Below are 19,759 nucleotides of genomic sequence, written 5' to 3'. Positions count from 1 at the left end.
CTTGATCAAAGGGGGCAGGATCAAATCCTGGCTCCTTGATTTGTGAGGAAAGTGACGAGAAAGTCACAAATAAGCAAGAGAGTTATCCACAGGTTGTGGGAAACTTCCTTGTAAATGGATGAAAGCAAGTCCTGATGCTGACGACGCTTCTTCTTTTGAGGGGGCAAAAGGTGAAAGTTATCCACATTTTTGTGGATAAGTGATAAAAAACAGTGGATAAGTCAGCTGGTTTGTGAAAAGGAGAATAGTGTGAAAAAAATTTGGTTTTACGCAATCGTTCAAGGAATTGTGATCTTTTTTATTGTGGGTGGCATGACCTATGTACTTAGGGGAGATTTCTTTTTCCGCTACCTATCCCCTATTTTTGGACTAGCAGCAGCTGTCTTGCGATTTGGGACGGCGACTTTAATGAAGGTGCTGGCACCCACTCTTTACGATGATCCCAAAAAGAAAGAAGAGAGCCACGATAACTAAAGAAGTTGGTGACTGAAAAAGTTGAGCTAAAGGCTACTTTCTGCTGGTCTTTATGGTAAAATATAAGGAAGAATATTAGTTTGGAGATTAATTAGAAATGAAACGTTCAATGTATGCTGGACGTGTTCGTGAAGAACACATTGGAACTCGTATTACCTTGAAAGGATGGGTTAGCCGTCGTCGTGACTTGGGTGGTTTGATCTTTATCGATCTACGCGACCGCGAAGGAATCATGCAATTGGTGATCAATCCAGAAACAGTTAGTGCAGAAGTAATGGCTACAGCTGAAAGCATCCGTAGTGAATATGTTGTAGAAGTGACAGGTCTTGTGGAAGCTCGTGAACAAGCTAATCCAAACTTGCCTACAGGAGCAGTAGAACTCAAGGTAGAAGCTATTACGGTTCTCAATACTGCCAAAACAACACCATTTGAAATCAAGGACGGAATCGAAGCCAATGATGATACCCGTCTTCGTTACCGCTACTTAGACCTTCGTCGTCCTGAGATGTTGGAAAACCTCAAACTCCGTGCAAAAGTAACCCATTCAATCCGCAATTACTTGGATGAATTAGAATTTATTGATGTGGAAACACCGTTTCTTTCTAAGTCAACTCCAGAAGGAGCACGTGACTACTTGGTTCCTTCCCGTGTCAATAAGGGTCATTTCTATGCCCTTCCACAAAGTCCTCAGATTACAAAACAATTATTGATGAATGCCGGTTTTGATCGCTATTATCAAATCGTGAAGTGTTTCCGTGATGAGGATTTACGGGGAGACCGTCAACCTGAGTTTACACAGGTCGACTTGGAAACTTCTTTCTTGAGTGATCAAGAAATCCAGGATATCACAGAAGGCTTGATTGCACGTGTCATGAAAGAAACCAAGGGAATTGAAGTAACACTCCCATTCCCACGGATGAATTATGATGATGCGATGGCCTTGTATGGTTCAGATAAACCAGATACACGTTTTGAAATGTTGCTACAAGACTTGACAGAACTTGTCAAGGGTGTAGATTTCAAAGTCTTCTCAGAAGCTCCGGCTGTTAAGGCAATTGTCGTTAAAGGTGCAGCAGATCATTACTCTCGTAAAGATATCGATAAATTGACAGAAGTTGCGAAGCAATACGGTGCAAAAGGTCTTGCTTGGGTGAAATATGCTGAGGGTACTTTGAACGGTCCTGTTGCGAAGTTCTTGACAGACTTGACAAGTGACTTGACAGCTGCTTTACAGTTAGAAGACAAAGATCTAGTTCTCTTTGTAGCGGATACTCTTGAAGTAGCCAATGCAACGCTTGGTGCTTTGCGTGTTCGTCTTGCGAAAGAACTTGACTTGATTGACAACAATCAATACAACTTCCTTTGGGTAGTGGATTGGCCAATGTTTGAATGGTCTGAAGAAGAAGGCCGTTATATGTCTGCTCACCATCCATTTACACTCCCACAAGCTGAAACAGAGCATGAATTGGAAGGCGATCTTTCAAAAGTTCGAGCAATTGCCTATGATATCGTCTTAAATGGGTATGAATTAGGTGGAGGAAGCCTACGGATTAATCATAAAGACTTGCAAGAACGGATGTTTAAGGCGCTTGGATTTACAGCAGAAGCTGCGAATGAACAATTTGGTTTCTTGTTGGAAGCTATGGATTACGGTTTCCCACCACATGGAGGATTGGCGCTTGGCTTGGACCGCTTCGTGATGCTTCTTGCTGGTGAGGATAATATTCGGGAAGTAATTGCCTTTCCTAAGAATAACAAGGCGACAGATCCAATGACACAAGCTCCTTCTGTCGTTTCTGAAAAGCAATTGGATGAGTTAAATCTTCAAGTAGAAGTAGCAGAGCAAGAATAGGACAAGAGAGAAAAGGGAACGTCTAGGAATCAGTTGCTCTAAGATTTTCCTTTTCTTCTAATCGATGGATTGAAAATGAAAAAAACTCGCTTTCATAAGCTATTTCGCTATCATGTGCGGCGACTAGCTTATAACATTAAATTATTGCGTGTGCTGAAGAGCATCTCCCGTGAGAAATACGATGAAAAAGTGTCAGCTTCCTTGCTGTATGGTTTTCTATCAGCGATTGCCGTCAACTTCTTCTTTCAACCAGGACATGTATACTCCAGCGGTGCAACAGGTCTAGCTCAGATTTTATCTGTTCTGAGCCAACGCTTTATTGGCTTTACGATTCCCGTTTCCTTAACCTTTTATGCCATCAATATCCCTTTGATGATTGTGGCTTGGTATCAAATTGGCCATAAATTTACCATCTTTACCTTTATTACGGTTTCGATGAGTTCCCTCTTTATTCAGTTCGTGCCAGTGGTAACTTTGACCAATGACCCGATCATGAATGCCCTATTTGGTGGGGTTGTCATGGGAACAGGGATTGGTTTTGCTCTTCGGAACAACATTTCCAGTGGGGGAACGGATATTGTCAGTTTGACGATTCGAAAACGGACAGGAAAGAATGTCGGCAGCATCTCTTTTTTGGTCAACGGGACCATTATGTTGATTGCTGGTCTGACTTTTGGTTGGAAATATGCTCTTTACTCTATGATTACCATCTTCGTATCGAGTCGAGTAACGGATGCTGTCTTTACCAAGCAAAAACGAATGCAGGCAATGATCGTAACGAGCCAGCCAGATGCCATTATTGAAAAGATTCATAAAAAATTGCATCGTGGAGCGACTATTATCCACAATGCAGAAGGAACCTATAACCACCAGGAAAAAGCGGTTCTGCTGACAGTTATTACGCGTGCAGAGTTTAATGAATTCAAATATATTATGAAAAACGCTGATCCTCAGGCTTTTATCACCATTTCAGAAAACGTTCATATCATTGGACGCTTTGTGGAAACAGAAGAATAAAAATAAGGTCACCACATTGTGGTGACCTTATTTTGTTGATTCAGTTTCGTGGAGAAGGAGCCAACTATGAGCAGATATAGAAAGTTCCTTTCCTTTAGGAATAGGCGTTTTTAGATTGGCATGAGGATAGGCAAATAACAGCTGACTATCGCTCGGATGTTGATAGGTCTGTTCTTGATCGCCGATATTGACGAGAATCGTTATTTTTTCACGATTTTTTTCAATCGTGTAGATCAAATGATGTTCAGACAACCATTTGACATCACAGTAGTCGCGAATCTCTTGCCCTTTTTTCAAATGAAGGAGTGGCTGTGACTTCCGATAAGCAATCAATTCTTCAAGAAAAGCAATTTCTTCTTGGCATTTTGAAAGGGATGTCCAGTCCAATTGGTTGAGACTATCTGGCAAGTTATAGGTGTTATCTTCGAGCCCTTTTGTGCGGTAATGTTCTTGGCCAGCAAGGATAAAAGGCACTCCTTGAGATAATAGTACCAAATGAAGCGCGAGGCGTGAGAGAGCTTTTCGATCTTCTAGACGAATCTCTTCCTTTTCAAGTTGGAAATAATCAAAAACAGTTGCATTGTCATGACATTCGACGTACTGAATGGCTTGTTGAGGTTGGGTGAAATGAGCAGGTCCTAGCTTCCCGACATTTGCTGTTAGAATGTTAGCAAAATCATTTGCAGGATGTTGACTCTCACGACGGTGACCGGCTACAAGTATTCTCTTGACCGTATCCCGGAAGTTATCACTGAAAAAGCCAAAGGCCGGTAATCGTTTCGCGTTGTACTGGTGAGCGAGCTGTTCTTCAGAGAGGCCTGTATCCATCTTCCACCCTTCGCCATAGAGATAGATGTTAGGATAGAGTTCACGGAGTTCTTCTGCAATCTCTGTCATGGTTGGAATGTCTAGGATTCCCATCAAATCAAAGCGAAAACCATCAAAGCCGTAGAGGGAAACCCATTGTTTGAGGGATTGCTTAATATACTGTCTCACCATGGAGCGTTCACTTGCCACGTCATTTCCACAGAAGGTTCCATTGGTCCGCTCTCCCTCTGCATTATAGCGGTAGAAATAACCAGGAACGATCTGTTCAAAAGCGTATTCATCTGCCTTGTAGACGTGATTGTAGACTACATCCATGATGACACTCAGATTGGCCTGATGATAGGTGTCAATGGTGTCTTGGAGCTCCAGGATTCGCGCATAAGGATCGTTAGGATCGCTCGCATAGCTTCCTTCTGGAACATTGTATTGGACAGGATCATAGCCCCAGTTGTAGGCTTTCCATTGATCCTCTTCATCGACACTACCGAAATCGTAGACAGGAAGTAACTGTACATGGGTAATTCCCAGTTTTTGAAGGTAATCAAATCCAAGGACCTGGCCATTGAGTTGGGGCGACTCTGTCAAGCCTTTAAACTTACCCGGGTGTTTAAAGCCAGCCTCTTTTTGGACAGAGAAATCACGAACACTCATCTCGTAGATGATCGCTTCTGTCGGGTCTAATTGACGAGTGGCACGCGTGATAGGACGTGTGATCTTCTTCCGGTCGATGACGAAGCTATCTCCAGAGTTCGCCAAAGAGGATAGAGCATAGGGATCGTGAATCCGACGTTCTAGGCCATTGACACGAAACTCATAGTGGTAGGCCGCTCCTTCCCAATCCCCTTTGAGTACGAGTTCCCAGACACCGTTTTCCGTACGATTCATTGGATAGACCTGATCTTCGATATGAAGGGTCACGTTTTGCGAAATGGGTGCCCAGAATTTAAATTGCGTCTGACTTGATGTGTAGAAACTTCCTAGATCTTCTCCACTATAGGTGAAGGTTTGATCAAAAATGGGTTTGCGAACAATTTGACGATAGTGGAGAATAGAAGAATTTCCAGCAGCATCGTAGATGGTGTACTCTTCTCCAAGTTCAAGCGGAATAGGGCTTAAGAAATAGTCTCCTGTATCAGTCGCTCCACTTGACGTTTTGACAGGGATTAAGGCAAGACGACCTTGGTTTGTTTCCAAATAAAAAGGAAGGATATGCTCCTCTCCTTTTTGGATACGAATCAGGTCTTGGTCATCTAAATAAGCAGTAAATGAAGACATAGAGACTCCTAAAGTTTCGTAATGGTATGGTCAATCAATTGACGGTAGCAAACGGTTTTTCCTTCTTTATGATCCTTGATAATTTGTAGAATTGTCCGAACAGATTCACGTCCGAGTTCCACCGCATTGATGTCAATATAGGCTTCAATATCGAGTCGTGGCTTGATCGAATCAAAGGAAATAATCGGGATTGTCAGCTGGTGTTCTAATAGGTATTGGCGCACCCCTTCAGCAACGAGAATATCGGTTGTCATGATAGCATCTAACTCTGCTAGGGGAAGGCTCTCCATCATTTGATAAGAATTGTCTTCCAACATAAAACCAAATGAAAAATGAACAAGTTTTTCATCGAGAGGAACCCCTGCTTTTTGGAGAGCTTCTTTATAACCTTCGTAGCGGTCTTGGGATACAAACAGCTCTTTGTTTCCCAAGATAAAAGCAATTTTTCGATAGTTTTGTTGAATGAAATAATCCGTCGCATCAAATGCAGCCTTAATATTATCATTATCCACTAGCGATACAAAAGGAGAAGCTGCCTTTCCAAGGATGAGGAAGGGGAACTTGTCTTTGATCGCAAAGTCAACGAGGGGGTCATTCGGGTTGGAATAAAGGAAAATCAAACCATCTACACGATTTCCGTAGATGAGTTGTTTGAGGTTGTTGAGCCGACGTTCTTCATTTTGCCCCGTACAGATTTGGATGGCATAATCATTGTCTGAAGCGATCTGGGTAATCCCTCTTAAAACAGTTGGGAAGAAAGGATTCTGGTAGAAAACGTCACTATCGATTGGAAGGACTAAAGCAATGACTTGACTAGATTGACTGACAAGACTACGAGCATTAAGATTGGGATGATAGTCCAGTTCGACCATAGCCTCACGGACACGTTTTTTTGTTTCATCACTAATCGTGGATTTATTTTGGATGACGCGCGTGACAGTTGAAGGCGCGACGCCAGCGAGTTTCGCCACATCTTTGATGGTAACACGCATGAGAAAACCTCCTAGCGGTGATAGTCTGGATCACGGAAGTGGGTCTTATAAAATACCATAGCAAGATAGAGTACAAATAAGACATTTTGGATCATGATCGTCGTAGTAAATACTTGATGGAATAGTAAACTGATGAGGACACTTAGTAAAATAGGGAGTCCCAAGCAATTCAGAATACAATTGAAACATTCCTTGAAAGTTTGTAGTGAAAAGAGTCGAGATTTTCGTGTCAAGTAGAGGAAGAAAGATGCCCCTACGATGAGAATCAAATAATTGACTGTCGATAAGAAGCCAGAGAAAATCACGAGAAAGAGACTGACAGGGAGTCGATTTTCACGGAACCAATCGCTAGAGATAGCTTGAGTGAAGCTTTTTTTATCCCGGAGGCTCTCTTGATTGATAGCCTGGTATGAGATTGTAGCGAGTTCTTTATTTTCTTTTGAGATGATCAACTGTTTGCGATCAAAATGGAGTGTTAACTCCTTGCCCTCACTCGCCTTTGATTCTTGGCCTAAGACAACCTGTCCTTTTGAAGTCTTGTGTACAGGGTTAGTCCCTGTATAGGTGAGCTCTTGGTCTTTGATCACGACGTGTTCTTGGATATCTTTCATCACGTCTGTTGACAAAGGATCAAACACATCACTGACAAAGGTTGTCAAAGGATAGGTTTTGAGTTGAGCATTTTGAAGAGCCACTGGTATTAGTGTGATAGAGATCAGAAAGAAAGATGTAAAAATCATTTGGAACCAGCTCAGTTTTTTGCGGTTTGCAAAAGAAGAGCGGAAATTGAAGATACTTGCGAAATAATTAAAAGGATAGGGCATAAGATGACCTTTCTAAACATAAGAGTATCAGAAACGCAAAGAGAAATCTCTTTGATTGATTTTATTCTTAACGAAGGGTAGTAAAGCATCCACCATACTACCCTTAACTTAAAAATAAAATGTGTTTGAAATAAGGTTCTATTTTATCCTTTATCCCCACCAGCTGTCAAGCCTGAAACAAAGTTCTTTTGTAGGAAGAAGAATAAGATACAGATTGGAACCGCGATCAAAATCGCACCGGCTGCAAAGAAGGCGATTTTTTGATTTTTTTGGTCACTGATAAAGGTTTGAAGACCAACGGCTACCGTATAGTTCACTTCGTCACGAAGCAAGAATTTAGACAAGATATAGTCTCCGAAAGGCCCCATGAAAGCCCAAAGTGCTTGAACGGCAATCATTGGACGAACAAGAGGAAGGACGATTTGCCAGAAGCGACGGAAGTGTCCAGCTCCATCCAATTTCGCAGATTCATCGAGGGAAATTGGAACAGTATCGAAGTATCCCTTCATCAACCAAGCATTCATTGGGATACCACCACCAACATAAAGGAAGATCAAGAACCAAGGTTGGTTCAAGGCGTTCAGCATCAAAGCCATAACGAAGAAGGCTGTGAGGGCTGCCATGGTTGGGACCATTTGAATGATCAAGAAGAAGACTAAACTTTGTTTACGCGCCAAGAAATTGTAACGGCTGTATGCGTAACCTGCGAAGGTAACGATACTGGTTTGCACAATCATGGTGATAATGGCTATAACCAAGGTGTTCATATACCAAGTGCCATAAGGAGTTTCAGAGAAAAGTTTTGAGAAGTTATCAAAATTAAGATTGCCACTAAAATCAAGTGTAAAGGCACTGACATTCCCTGATTTGAAGGCTGATAGAACCGTAATCAACAATGGATAAATGATAACGATTGAAAGAACCACCATGTACAGGTAAGTCAAGAAATGATTGAGGCGGCGTTTAAATTGAACTGAATTTTTCATTTTATACATCCTCCATATCAAATGCATGTAGTTTCTTGAAGGCAATCATAGAGATTGAGATCACAATCACAGAGATAATCAAGGTTACCGTCATGCCATTGAATATTGAGGAGAAGTATTGGTTGTCAACTTATAGATCCAAGAGATCAAGATATCTGTAGATCCAGCGTTTCCTCCAACAGAACCAGGTCCTCCATCATTAAACAAGTAAATAATGGAGAAGTTGTTAAAGTTGAAGGTATATTGACTGATCAAAGTTGGAGCTGCAACAGCCATAATCATTGGGAAAGTGATGTCATGGAATTTTTGCCAACCGTTGGCACCATCAATATAAGCAGCTTCGTAAAGATCGTTTGGAATCGATTGAAGAATCCCTAAAGTCAAGACGTAGATGTAAGGGAAGCCGAGCCAACCTTGCATCATAATCAAAGCAACTTTTGTCCAGGTAGGATCTGTTTTCCAAGGAATCAAAAGGCCATCTAAGAATGGGAAGATCTTCGCAAACAATGGGATAACTTGTGCATTAATGGCACCGACACTATCGTTAAACATATTTGAGAAAGTTAAGATAGTGATGAAGGCTGGAACAGCCCATGGGAGCAAGAAAATAACCCCAAAAATTCGTTTTCCTTTTACGAATGGTTGGTTTGCAACAATAGCGGTCAAGATACCGAGTGTGATCTGAAGAGTAGAAGCTGCGAGTGCCCAAATCAAGGTCCAGCCAAGAACAGATGTAAAGGCTGAGCGGAAGGTACTCAAGGTCCACATATTAGTGAAGTTTTGGAACCCGATCCAATCCAGCAAGGTTGTTGGAGCGGTATGTTTGAAGTCGTAGTTGGTAAAGGCGATCATCAAAGTTACTAAAACTGGGAAGATAATCGCAAATGTCATAGCAATGTATGAAGGAATGATCAATAAATATGGGAAGCCATTTTCATAGATGGCTTGAACCATTTCTTTTCCAGTTTTTGGAACAGCAATGCCATTGTTGATACGTTTTGCAACGGTTCCAGCATCCTTAATATTTAAGACATAAAATAGGAAGTAAACAATGGTAATGATCAAGTGGAAGGCGCCACGAATCAAGATAAAGAGAGAATTATCTTGCCCACGGACGGTTCCAAGTGTAACCAATTTCGCTAATTCTCCAGCTCCGATTCCTAGGAAATAGGCGAGAAAGAGAACAGTTACGGCAAGAAAAATATAGCCTTTGGTTTTTTGTTTGTTATAAATTTGCCCAAGACCCGGGATCAAAGAGAGCCACATAGCCTTTTTAGGGTTTTGTTCTGTAGTCATTCAAATCTCCTTATAATGTCCTTGCCAGAGAGCAAGAAGACAAGTTTGACAGTGATCTAGTAGAAGGTTCATAATTGAACATAAGAGGTTGGGACCTTGTCTCCAACCTCTTACTCACACCTAAAAACTGTCTTATTTGCTACCGAATTTTTGTTCGATGGTTTCTTTAATCAATTTCACTGCATCGTCAGCAGCATCTTTAGCAGATTTTTTACCGCTTACAGCATCGAAGAGCATAGTTGCAGCTGGATCCCAAACAGCACTCATTTCTGAGATATTTGGCATTGGTTGAGCGTTCTTGAATTGATCAACAACGGCAGTTGTCAATTCATCGTTTTTGCTAACCGCATATTTACGAGCTTCTGTGTTGGCAGGAACTTCATTTGTCTTGTCAAACAAAGCTTTTTGTTGGTCAGTATTTGTCAAGAAGTCAATGAATTTTTGAGCACCATCAAGGTTTTTCGCACCTGCAGGGATAACCCAAGCTTTACCACCACCAAAGGCAGAGTATTGTTTTCCGTTTGGAAGAGTTGGAATCGTTGCGACACCGTAGTTTACTTTAGCTTCTTTCAATGAAGCAGCTTTCCAAGGACCATCGATGATAGCAGCTGTTTTACCTTCTTGGAATTGTGTTTGGATGAAGTTAGCAGCACCTTTTGTATCTTGCAAACCTTTTGGCCATTTAGCATACCAAGTTTTTGCGTATTCGATACCGTCGACAGAACCCTGGTTGTTCAATCCAAGATCTTTAGGATCTGTACCATCTTTACCAAATACATAACCACCATTACCTGAAAGCAAACCGTAAGCATAGTAGAAGTTTGTCCAGTCAGTTAAGAAAGCAGTTGTTTTACCAGGTTCGCTAGCAAAATCGTACTTGCTGTCTTTTGCAAGATTTTCAAGGTCAGCAAATGTTTTTGGAGCTTCGCTTACAAGATTTTTGTTATAGTAGAGAACCAAAGTTTCGATGACAGCAGGTGCACCGTAAACTTTACCACCGTTTGTTACAAGAGCTTCAGTTGTTTTATCTGTATGGCTATCTTTGTTTAATGTAACTTCAGCCAATTGACCATCGTTACCAAGACCACCTACACGGTCGTATGGAGCCATCATTACGTCTGGAGCTTTTTTAGATTGGTTATCAAGAGAAAGCTTATCCAATCCCTCAAGAGCATCACCAGTCTTGATTTTAACTTTTACGCCATTTTCTTTTTCAAAAGCTTTTGCAGCTTCTTCAACATAAGATTTGTAGCCTTTGTCTACATAGACGTTGATTTCTTTACTTGCCTCAGAAGAACCTGATGAGCTATTGCTACAAGCAGCAAGTAAGAAGCCGGCAAAACCAACTGTACCAAGTACAGCAGCACTACGTAAAATTGTACGTTTCATGATTTATTCCTCCTAAAGAATAAAAAAAGATAATAATTAGAAACCGTTTTAGACAAACGTTTTCCTAAAACATCTTAAGTATATCACAAGGCGAAAACGTTTGCAAGTAGTTTTAAACAATTTTTTTAAAAATATTTTAATTCCGAACTTTCTTCTATAAAGTACATCAAATTTGTTGACATTAGCCAAAGGAAAGAATACACTAAGGGGGTGAGGACATTCTGAAAAAAGTTAAAAAAGTTTTTAAGAAATCCCTTGCAGAAAATAGGGAAAAAGTTTATAATAACATGGTACGCAAACGTTTTCGCAAAAATTGCGTAAACTGAGTTGCGCCTGTTCGATTTTTAACAAAGAGTAGAGCCGCTTGAGAGCTGGATACGACTCTGCAACGATACCCATACCGTGCACCGAATCGCAGGTTTCAAAGAAATAAAAAGAGGTGGTAACCCATGAAAAAACGTCAAAGTGGTGTTTTGATGCACATTTCTTCCCTTCCTGGACAATACGGGATTGGATCATTCGGTCAATCAGCATATGATTTTGTTGATTTCCTCGTTCGGACCAAGCAACGTTACTGGCAAATCTTGCCGCTTGGTACAACTAGTTATGGAGATTCTCCATACCAATCTTTCTCAGCTTTTGCTGGGAACACTCATTTTATTGATTTCGATCTTTTGATTGAACGAGGTTTGTTGACAGAAGCAGATCTTAAAGGAGTGGACTTTGGTCAAGATCCTACTCAAGTGGATTATGCAAAGGTTTTCGAACAACGTCGTCCGCTACTTGAAAAAGCCGTTGCGAACTTCTTGAAATCAGGTGATCAAAAAGAATTCCAAGCCTTTTGCGAAGCCAATGCTTCTTGGTTGGACCTATTTACAGAATACATGGCTATCAAAGAACACTTTGATTTAAAAGCCTGGACAGAATGGCCAGATGCAGCTATTCGTGCACGTGAACCAAAAGCTTTGGCTCAATACCGTGAAGAATTGGCGGATCAATTGACTTACCATCGTGTGACTCAATTCTTCTTCTTCCAACAATGGTTGGCCTTGAAAGCTTATGCCAATGATCATCACATTGAAATCGTCGGAGATATGCCAATCTATGTAGCGGAAGATTCAAGTGACATGTGGGCAAACCCTCATCTCTTCAAAACAGATGAAAACGTGAAAGCGACTTGCATCGCAGGATGCCCGCCAGATGAATTCTCAGCAACTGGTCAACTTTGGGGTAATCCGATCTATGACTGGGAAGCAATGGACAAAGATGGCTACCAATGGTGGATTGAACGCTTGCGTGAAAGCTTCAAGATCTACGATATCGTTCGGATCGACCACTTCCGTGGTTTTGAGTCTTACTGGGAAATTCCTGCTGGATCAGATACAGCAGCACCAGGTAAATGGGTTAAAGGCCCTGGCTACAAACTCTTTGCAGCTGTGAAGGAAGAGCTCGGTGATTTGAACATCATCGCTGAGGACCTTGGCTTTATGACGGATGAAGTCATCGAACTTCGTGAACGTACTGGCTTCCCAGGAATGAAGATTCTTCAATTTGCCTTCAATCCGGACGATGAAAGTATCGATAGCCCTCACTTGGCACCAAACAATTCTGTGATGTATACAGGAACACATGATAACAACACAGTTCTTGGATGGTACCGCAATGAAATCGACGATCCAACTCGTGAGTACCTTGCTCGTTATACTAACCGGAAAGAGTACGAATCTGTACCGCATGCGATGCTTCGAACAGTCTTTGCTTCCGTCAGCTTCATGGCGATTGCTACTATGCAAGACTTGCTCGAGTTGGATGGTTCAGCTCGGATGAACTTCCCATCAACTCTTGGTGGTAACTGGTCATGGCGAATGACAGCGGATCAACTGACTCCAGCTGTCGAGCAAGAATTGCTTGATTTCACTACGATCTATCGTCGTGAAAATAAAGACTTGAAAAAAGAAGTTAAAAAAGCAGAAAAATAATCTTTCCCCTATTAAAAAATTATTGAAATATAAGGAGACTTTCAACATGGAATCATTACAAAAATATGTGATTGATCATCATCAAAAAACAATCGCAGAATGTTCAAATGAAGAATTGTACATTGCCTTGCTAAATTACACGAAGCAAGCAAGTGCTCAAAAGAAAATCAATACTGGTAAGAAAAAAGTTTACTATATCTCAGCTGAGTTCTTGATCGGTAAACTCTTGTCTAATAACTTGATCAACTTGGGTCTTTACGACGATGTCAAACAAGAATTGTCAGATGCTGGTAAAGACTTGATCGAAGTAGAAGAAGTGGAATTGGAACCATCACTTGGTAACGGTGGTTTGGGACGTTTGGCAGCCTGCTTTATCGACTCTATCTCAAGCCTTGGTTTGACAGGGGATGGGGTTGGTTTGAACTATCACTTTGGTTTGTTCCAACAAGTATTTAAAAACAACCAACAAGAAACCATTCCAAACGCATGGTTGACTGACCAAAGCTGGCTCGTTCGTTCAAGTCGTAGCTACAAAGTGCCATTTGCACAGTTCACATTGACTTCTACCCTTTATGATATCGATGTCCCTGGTTATAAGGTTGATACGAAGAACCGTTTGCGTTTGTTCGACTTGGATTCAGTTGATTCATCTATTATTGAAGATGGTATTAACTTTGACAAGACAGATATCGCTCGCAACTTGACCCTCTTCTTGTACCCAGATGATAGTAACCGTCAAGGGGAATTGCTCCGTATCTTCCAACAATACTTCATGGTATCAAATGGAGCGCAATTGATCATCGACGAAGCTATCGAAAAAGGAAGCAACTTGCATGACCTTGCTGACTATGCTGTTGTACAAATCAACGATACTCACCCATCAATGGTCATCCCTGAATTGATCCGTCTTTTGACAGAACGTGGTATTGAAATGGATGAAGCCATCTCAATCGTTCGCAGCATGACGGCCTACACTAACCACACAATCCTTGCAGAAGCCCTTGAAAAATGGCCACTTGAGTTCTTGCAAGAAGTGGTCCCTCACCTAGTTCCGATCATTGAAGAATTGGACCGCCGTGTTCGCGCTGAATACAAAGATCCAGCTGTTCAAATCATCGATGAGAATGATCGCGTACACATGGCCCACATGGATATCCACTATGGATTTAGCGTAAATGGGGTAGCAGCACTTCATACAGAAATCTTGAAGAATTCTGAGTTGAAAGCCTTCTACGACATTTACCCTGAAAAATTCAACAACAAAACAAATGGGATCACCTTCCGTCGTTGGCTCATGCATGCCAACCCAACCTTGTCACATTACTTGGATGAGATCCTCGGACGTGACTGGCACCATGATGCATCTAAATTGGAAGACCTTCTTTCTTATGAAGATAAAGATGCAGTCAAAGCAAAATTGGAAAACATCAAGTCTCACAACAAACGGAAATTGGCTCGTTTCTTGAAAGACCATCAAGGTGTGGAAATCAATCCTAACTCTATCTTTGATACCCAAATCAAACGTCTTCACGAATACAAACGTCAACAAATGAACGCTTTGTATGTGATCCACAAATACTTGGACATCAAAGCTGGAAATATCCCTGCTCGTCCAATCACTGTTCTCTTTGGTGGTAAAGCAGCTCCTGCCTACACCATTGCACAAGATATCATCCACTTGATCCTTTGCTTGTCTGAAGTGATTGCAAACGATCCAGCAGTAGCTCCACACTTGCAAGTCGTTATGGTAGAAAACTACAACGTGACTGCTGCAAGCTACTTGATTCCAGCTAGCGATATTTCTGAGCAAATCTCCCTTGCTTCTAAGGAAGCTTCAGGTACTGGTAACATGAAATTCATGTTGAATGGTGCGTTGACACTTGGTACTATGGATGGAGCAAACGTGGAAATCGCTGAATTGGTTGGACGTGACAACATCTACATCTTCGGTGAAGATTCAGAAACTGTAATCGATCTATATGCGAAATCAGCATACAAATCAGCGGACTTCTATGAACGTGAAGCTATCAAACCATTGGTAGACTTCATTATCAGCGATGCCGTTCTTGCAGTTGGTAACAAGGAACGCTTGACTCGTCTTCACAAGGAATTGATCAATAAAGACTGGTTCATGACCCTTCTTGACTTGGAAGACTACATTGTAACCAAAGAACGCATGTTGGCTGACTACGAAGACCGTGATGCATGGTTGGATCAAGTGATCGTTAACATTGCGAAAGCAGGATTCTTCTCATCTGACCGTACGATCGCTCAGTACAATGAAGATATCTGGCACTTAAACTAATCATTAGTTGTTAGACCAAGGTTCTTAAGACCCTGGTCTTTTTCATTACTTCTTATTTGAGAACAGAAAGGGGAAGAAATTTAGAGAATGGACACTTCTGTAAAAAGTGCTGTTTTTTGATTTTTTCAGACTTGAAGGGGAGTATGTTACATAATTTTTTGCTATAACCTTCAACTTTAATCTGTTGGTATAAAAAAATGATTCCTCTTAAAAAGCGTTCCGATGAAATTTATAAAAAAAATATGTTGGTGAAAATATCTTGAAAATAAAGGATTTTTTCAATGATATTTATAGATATTTTCAAATAAATGATAGGGAAGAATCTGAAAGTTAGGAGTTTTATATTGCTAAATTTTTTAAAGTAAAATAAATTAACAAATATTTTAAAATAGTTGATTGTAATACAATAGAGTTAACTGGCAGTAGCGTATTTTAGCCTCTACGGTGAGATTTTTTAAAACGATAAATTGCAAGAATAAGTGCAACATTTACTTGAACTCATCCTCTAGAGCTTCACAAGCAGTCCTGTAAGCTAAACATTTTCATGGTCGGTGATTGATATCATATAAAGCCTTGTTCGAATCCTCATCAGAGATAGTGGCTAAGTCTGTTTTCTTTGGGAAATATTCTCTTAGTAAGCCACTTGCGTTTTCATTACTTCCTCTCTGCCAGGATGAATACACATACGGAGGAAATGATGATATTATCGAAAGCTACACAGTAGTCCCAACTCCTGAAGTTCCAGAACAGCCTGTACAACCTGCGGAACCACAAACACCTGTGCTTCCAAATACAGGTACAGAAAGCTCAACTGCAGCTGTTCTTGCAGGTGCGATAGCTGGATTGCTTGCTCGCAAGAAAAAAGAAGATTAATTCTTATTTCATTCGTTCATTCATCTAAATAGAGAAAGTCAGAAGGCAAGTCCTTCTGGCTTTTTTGATGGAGTGATGACCAAATAGTTGTGAAAAAGGACAGAATAGTTCTTGGATAAGGAAAGAACGTGGCTTTTAAAGACCAAATAGTGTAGAAATGAAGCAGAATAGAAATAATCTACTGAAATAGAGAAAAATCAGCTATACTAGTCCTGTTCGAATGAAAGTTTATAGGACTCCGTTATATCTCTAATCATTCCAATTATACAGTTGCGATGTCTTTTTCATCTTTTGCACACATTATTTTCCAAATGAATTTCATTTGAACGTATCAGTGATCAGGCGAGTGCTTCCATAGTTTGAGGCGCTTGCCTTTCTATCTGTATCGCGATATAATAGGTTGTAAGAAATGAAAAGGAGTTTGTATGAAAAAGAAACCTATCTATCTTTACATCCTGTTATTTTTCTCTACGGTTGGAACCCTAACATCAGCTGTGTCAACCTTTGGAGCTTCAAAGAGCTTTGAATTGACAGATGACTTTGCAAAACAACTTGGCTTAACGACAGCTCAAGACAAGGCGGACTACTTAGCCTATTATGGCAAATCAGCACAAGCCAATCAGTCTCCGCTTGCCTTTTTATTTGTTTCGCTGATTCTTATCGCTTTGCTTGCAACTTTCTATTTCCTCTTTATGAAGGAGGATCTGCTAACAGCCCATTATACTTATTTGGGGCAGATTTTGCTAAACCAAGTATTCTCTTGCTATAATTATCTTGCAGGACGTCCACTATTAGCTAGTTTTTCAAACTCAGCGCTTCGTCAACGATATCTAGCATCTTCATTCCTTGCTTTGTTACTCTTGACCGCTTTGAACCTTCTCTTCTTTGGGATTATCTTGTATAAAACCTTGCGTTTGAGAAAAGCTCAAGCTAGGGCATAATAGATGAGTGTGAATAAAGCTCTCTTAAAGGATAAGAGAGCTTCTTGATTGGAGAAAAAAGATGAAAGTATCCTTTGTTTATATTAGTCTGAGTGGGAATACAGAGAGTTTTGTCCGCCGTTTAAGTGACTATTTGCTGGAAGCCCATCCTGAACTTGAAATCGAGAAAGTTCATGTGAAAGACCTGGTCAAAGAGGGCCAGCCCTTCTTTGAAATGACCAATCCTTTTATTACTTTTTTGCCAACCTATTTGGAGGGTGGAAATGGTGTTGACAATGGCGATGTGGAAATTTTGACGACAGATGTCGCAGATTTTATTGCTTATGGAGACAATGCCAGCAAGTGCTTAGGAGTGGTTGGATCAGGCAATCGGAATTTTAACAATCAATATTGTTTAACCGCTAAGCAATACAGCCAACGCTTTGGTTTCCCCATGTTAGCCGATTTTGAAATGCGGGGGATGTTGGGAGATATTAAAAAAGTAGCGGCCATTGTAGAAGATTTATACCATCTTTAAAACAGAAGAACCAAGCCTAAGCTTGGTTCTTATTTGTTGCGACTGAATAGAAGAGGAGTCATGTTTTGTATGACTCCTCTTTTACGCTTTATTTTAATTTTTCTGTGATTTCTTTAGCAAGTAGGAGCCCTAATCGATAGTCTTTGTTGATGGCATGGATAACATCGTTGATATTGTCGGTCTCTTGGATTTTTTCCTTGATGCTATCTTTGAAAGCTTGATCTTTCAAGAGTTGTTCTTGTAAGAGCCGTTGTAGTTTTTCTCTTTCGTACTTGTTAAATAAAAAGAGGACCACTAAACTGATGAGGATTAAGATGTAAACGGTTTGATTCATAGATTTCTCCTGTATATAAAGGATCTGAAAAGGTAGAGAATGAAGGGCATTGGACATGAGAAAAGGAGTGAGAAAGAACTAAGTTTAAATGCATTTAGTTCTTTCTCACTCCCAGAAGAGATATTCTACTGATCAACAATTAGATAAGAAATTACATTTTCTCAGGCGCATCGACACCAAGTAAGCGAAGGGCTTCTTTCAAAACAACTGCTGTTGAGTAGCTAAGAGCAAGACGGCTATCGCGTTCTGGGCTTTCATCCAAGATACGAGTGTGAGCATAGTACTTGTTGAAGGCTTGAGCCAAGTTAATCGCATATTTAGCGATCAAGGATGGGTCATAGTTTTCAGCGGCACGTTTGACAACACGAGAGAAGTCTTGTAGAAGCTTGATGATTTCCCAGCTTTCAGGATCGCTCAAGCTGTAAGTTGCATCTGTTGATGGAGTGAAGTTGGCTTTGCGAAGGATGGATTGGATACGAGCATAAGCGTATTGAACGTAAGGTCCAGTTTCTCCTTCGAAGGATACCATGGCTTCAAGGTCAAAGTCATACCCGTTGCGACGGTCAGTCTTCAAGTCATAGAATTTAACCGCACCAACACCGACTGCATGTGCCACTTCTTCTTTGTTTTCCAATTCAGGATTCTTCTCTTCGATCTGAGCTTTGGCACGAGAGATGGCTTCTTGTAGGGTTGGTTCGAGCAGGATGATATTTCCTTTACGAGTTGACAATTTTTGGCGGTTTTTTGTCACCAAACCAAAGTCAACGTGAACCATATCATCGCTCCAGTCAAATCCCATTTTCTTCAAAACGGCTTTCAACTGACGGAAGTGGTTAGATTGTTCTTGACCTACAGCATAGATGTTTTTCACAAAGTTGTAAGTCCGTGCACGGTAGATAGCGGTTGCGATATCACGGGTGATATAAAGAGTGGCACCGTCTGATTTCTTAATCATAGCTGGTGGCAGGTTGACATCATCCAACTCAACGATGCTAGCCCCTTTAGACTCTTTCAACAAGCCTTTTTCTTCAAGGATTTGGACAGCTTCGTCCATCTTGTCATTGTAGAAGGCTTCTCCGTTTAAGCTGTCAAATTCAACACCGAGGAGTTTGTAGATACGGTTGAATTCAACCAAGCTCTCGTCACGGAACCATTGCCACAATTCAGTTGCTTCTGGATCTCCATCTTCCAATTTCTTGAACCAGAGACGTCCTTCTTCATCCAGTTCTGGATCATGTTCAATTTCGGCATTGATGCGAACATACAGTTTCAACAATTCGTCGATTGGATTAGCTTCGACAGCTTCCTTGCTACCCCATTTTTTGTAGGCCACCATTAAGAGTCCGAACTGTTTACCCCAGTCTCCCAAGTGGTTGATTTTAATGGTATTGTAGCCCATTTTGCGGAAAATGTTTGAAAGAGCATCTCCGATAACGGTTGAGCGCAAGTGTCCAACTGAGAAAGGTTTTGCAATATTTGGACTTGAAAGGTCGATGGTAATATTTTCTCCATGTCCTTCGTCTTGCTGACCGTAGTCTGCACCTGCTTCGATGACAGATTTGATCACTTGATCAGAGATCTTAGATTTGTCCAAGAAGAAGTTCACGTAAGGTCCAGTTGCAACAACTTTTTCGAAGGCGCTTTGGTCGATTTTTTCAGCAATGTCTGCAGCAATTGCTTGAGGAGCCTTGCGTTCCACTTTTGCAAGTGAGAAGGCTGGAAAAGCAATATCACCAAGATCAGATGATTTTGGTTGTTCAAGCAAATTTAAAATAGCATCTTGGTCAAGAGAGTCAATCACTTTGGCCAATTCACTAGCAATGAGTTCTTTATTGTTCATATTAGCTCCTTAGTCCTTTTAACTATTATTTTAACAC

The 19,759-nt window shown here is 40.9% G+C and carries 15 protein-coding genes and 2 pseudogenes; 8 read left to right on the top strand and 9 right to left on the bottom strand.

The features are described from left to right. Nucleotides 1-249 precede the first annotated feature (249 nt). The 3 genes from AB4X21_RS09830 to AB4X21_RS09820 all read left to right on the top strand — a co-directional run bounded on the left by AB4X21_RS09830 (nucleotide 250) and on the right by AB4X21_RS09820 (nucleotide 3,343). The gene (locus tag AB4X21_RS09830; RefSeq protein ID WP_021154124.1) at nucleotides 250-474 is read left to right on the top strand and encodes a hypothetical protein; all 225 of its coding nucleotides are present in this window, start codon (nucleotides 250-252) and stop codon (nucleotides 472-474) included. Between the two features lie 97 nt (nucleotides 475-571). Next, complete coding sequence (gene aspS / locus AB4X21_RS09825; RefSeq protein WP_320911072.1) at nucleotides 572-2,326, top strand: aspartate--tRNA ligase; 1,755 nt, start codon at nucleotides 572-574, stop codon at nucleotides 2,324-2,326. A 75-nt stretch (nucleotides 2,327-2,401) separates the two neighbouring features. Further along, the gene (locus AB4X21_RS09820; RefSeq protein ID WP_369088384.1) at nucleotides 2,402-3,343 is read left to right on the top strand and encodes a YitT family protein; all 942 of its coding nucleotides are present in this window, start codon (nucleotides 2,402-2,404) and stop codon (nucleotides 3,341-3,343) included. A gap of 27 nt (nucleotides 3,344-3,370) precedes the next feature. On the opposite strand, the gene pulA is transcribed toward AB4X21_RS09820, so the two are convergent. The 6 genes and pseudogenes from pulA to AB4X21_RS09790 form a co-directional block, all read right to left on the bottom strand. Next, complete coding sequence (pulA, locus tag AB4X21_RS09815) at nucleotides 3,371-5,446, bottom strand: type I pullulanase (RefSeq protein WP_369087931.1); 2,076 nt, start codon at nucleotides 5,444-5,446, stop codon at nucleotides 3,371-3,373. An 8-nt stretch (nucleotides 5,447-5,454) separates the two neighbouring features. Further along, on the bottom strand, nucleotides 5,455-6,438 hold the full coding sequence (locus tag AB4X21_RS09810; protein WP_369087930.1) for a LacI family DNA-binding transcriptional regulator: 984 nt from the start codon (nucleotides 6,436-6,438) through the stop codon (nucleotides 5,455-5,457). Nucleotides 6,439-6,449: 11 nt separating this feature from the next. Further along, nucleotides 6,450-7,262, bottom strand: coding sequence for a DUF1189 family protein (locus tag AB4X21_RS09805; RefSeq protein ID WP_320911076.1), 813 nt, complete (start codon nucleotides 7,260-7,262; stop codon nucleotides 6,450-6,452). Between the two features lie 143 nt (nucleotides 7,263-7,405). Next, nucleotides 7,406-8,248 carry a sugar ABC transporter permease gene (locus tag AB4X21_RS09800; RefSeq protein ID WP_049498945.1) on the bottom strand — a complete coding sequence of 281 codons (843 nt, stop codon included), beginning with the start codon at nucleotides 8,246-8,248 and terminating at the stop codon, nucleotides 7,406-7,408. A gap of 1 nt (nucleotide 8,249) precedes the next feature. Further along, nucleotides 8,250-9,544 (bottom strand): annotated as a pseudogene (locus AB4X21_RS09795) (ABC transporter permease subunit). A gap of 132 nt (nucleotides 9,545-9,676) precedes the next feature. Continuing rightward, nucleotides 9,677-10,933 (bottom strand): extracellular solute-binding protein, encoded by a 1,257-nt coding sequence (locus tag AB4X21_RS09790; protein WP_320911078.1) that lies wholly within the window; start codon nucleotides 10,931-10,933, stop codon nucleotides 9,677-9,679. A 449-nt stretch (nucleotides 10,934-11,382) separates the two neighbouring features. Between AB4X21_RS09790 and malQ the strand changes: the two genes are divergently transcribed. Next, nucleotides 11,383-12,912, top strand: coding sequence for a 4-alpha-glucanotransferase (gene malQ / locus AB4X21_RS09785; RefSeq protein ID WP_320911079.1), 1,530 nt, complete (start codon nucleotides 11,383-11,385; stop codon nucleotides 12,910-12,912). Between the two features lie 46 nt (nucleotides 12,913-12,958). Continuing rightward, the gene (glgP, locus tag AB4X21_RS09780) at nucleotides 12,959-15,217 is read left to right on the top strand and encodes a glycogen/starch/alpha-glucan family phosphorylase (protein WP_320911080.1); all 2,259 of its coding nucleotides are present in this window, start codon (nucleotides 12,959-12,961) and stop codon (nucleotides 15,215-15,217) included. A 488-nt stretch (nucleotides 15,218-15,705) separates the two neighbouring features. Here the strand turns inward: glgP and AB4X21_RS09775 are convergent. Next, a pseudogene (locus tag AB4X21_RS09775) lies at nucleotides 15,706-15,897 on the bottom strand (transposase); the annotation flags it as partial. Between AB4X21_RS09775 and AB4X21_RS09770 the strand changes: the two are divergent. From AB4X21_RS09770 to nrdI, 3 genes are all read left to right on the top strand, one after another. Beyond that, on the top strand, nucleotides 15,815-16,090 hold the full coding sequence (locus tag AB4X21_RS09770) for an LPXTG cell wall anchor domain-containing protein (protein ID WP_369087929.1): 276 nt from the start codon (nucleotides 15,815-15,817) through the stop codon (nucleotides 16,088-16,090). The pseudogene AB4X21_RS09775 and the gene AB4X21_RS09770 overlap by 83 nt on opposite strands. A gap of 425 nt (nucleotides 16,091-16,515) precedes the next feature. Beyond that, nucleotides 16,516-17,031 carry a hypothetical protein gene (locus AB4X21_RS09765; RefSeq protein WP_320911082.1) on the top strand — a complete coding sequence of 172 codons (516 nt, stop codon included), beginning with the start codon at nucleotides 16,516-16,518 and terminating at the stop codon, nucleotides 17,029-17,031. Nucleotides 17,032-17,092: 61 nt separating this feature from the next. After that, the gene (gene nrdI / locus AB4X21_RS09760; protein ID WP_049487741.1) at nucleotides 17,093-17,548 is read left to right on the top strand and encodes a class Ib ribonucleoside-diphosphate reductase assembly flavoprotein NrdI; all 456 of its coding nucleotides are present in this window, start codon (nucleotides 17,093-17,095) and stop codon (nucleotides 17,546-17,548) included. Nucleotides 17,549-17,636: 88 nt separating this feature from the next. Here the strand turns inward: nrdI and AB4X21_RS09755 are convergent, their stop codons facing one another. Together AB4X21_RS09755 and argS are read right to left on the bottom strand one after the other, a co-directional pair. Beyond that, on the bottom strand, nucleotides 17,637-17,882 hold the full coding sequence (locus tag AB4X21_RS09755; protein WP_023919916.1) for a hypothetical protein: 246 nt from the start codon (nucleotides 17,880-17,882) through the stop codon (nucleotides 17,637-17,639). A gap of 151 nt (nucleotides 17,883-18,033) precedes the next feature. Beyond that, nucleotides 18,034-19,722, bottom strand: a complete 1,689-nt coding sequence (gene argS / locus AB4X21_RS09750; RefSeq protein ID WP_369087928.1) for an arginine--tRNA ligase — start codon at nucleotides 19,720-19,722, stop codon at nucleotides 18,034-18,036. Nucleotides 19,723-19,759: the final 37 nt, after the last annotated feature.

This window comes from Streptococcus sp. CP1998 (assembly GCF_041026655.1).
GTDB lineage: Bacteria > Bacillota > Bacilli > Lactobacillales > Streptococcaceae > Streptococcus > Streptococcus dentalis.
This window is presented reverse-complemented; position numbering and strand designations above follow the sequence as displayed.

Coding starts and splice junctions, on each gene's coding strand:
- aspS (WP_320911072.1), top strand. CDS start 572: ATGAAACGTTCAATGTATGCTGGACGTGTTCGTGAAGAACACATTGGA.
- AB4X21_RS09820 (WP_369088384.1), top strand. CDS start 2,402: ATGAAAAAAACTCGCTTTCATAAGCTATTTCGCTATCATGTGCGGCGA.
- pulA (WP_369087931.1), bottom strand. CDS start 5,446: ATGTCTTCATTTACTGCTTATTTAGATGACCAAGACCTGATTCGTATC.
- AB4X21_RS09810 (WP_369087930.1), bottom strand. CDS start 6,438: ATGCGTGTTACCATCAAAGATGTGGCGAAACTCGCTGGCGTCGCGCCT.
- AB4X21_RS09805 (WP_320911076.1), bottom strand. CDS start 7,262: ATGCCCTATCCTTTTAATTATTTCGCAAGTATCTTCAATTTCCGCTCT.
- AB4X21_RS09800 (WP_049498945.1), bottom strand. CDS start 8,248: ATGAAAAATTCAGTTCAATTTAAACGCCGCCTCAATCATTTCTTGACT.
- AB4X21_RS09790 (WP_320911078.1), bottom strand. CDS start 10,933: ATGAAACGTACAATTTTACGTAGTGCTGCTGTACTTGGTACAGTTGGT.
- malQ (WP_320911079.1), top strand. CDS start 11,383: ATGAAAAAACGTCAAAGTGGTGTTTTGATGCACATTTCTTCCCTTCCT.
- glgP (WP_320911080.1), top strand. CDS start 12,959: ATGGAATCATTACAAAAATATGTGATTGATCATCATCAAAAAACAATC.
- AB4X21_RS09765 (WP_320911082.1), top strand. CDS start 16,516: ATGAAAAAGAAACCTATCTATCTTTACATCCTGTTATTTTTCTCTACG.
- nrdI (WP_049487741.1), top strand. CDS start 17,093: ATGAAAGTATCCTTTGTTTATATTAGTCTGAGTGGGAATACAGAGAGT.
- AB4X21_RS09755 (WP_023919916.1), bottom strand. CDS start 17,882: ATGAATCAAACCGTTTACATCTTAATCCTCATCAGTTTAGTGGTCCTC.
- argS (WP_369087928.1), bottom strand. CDS start 19,722: ATGAACAATAAAGAACTCATTGCTAGTGAATTGGCCAAAGTGATTGAC.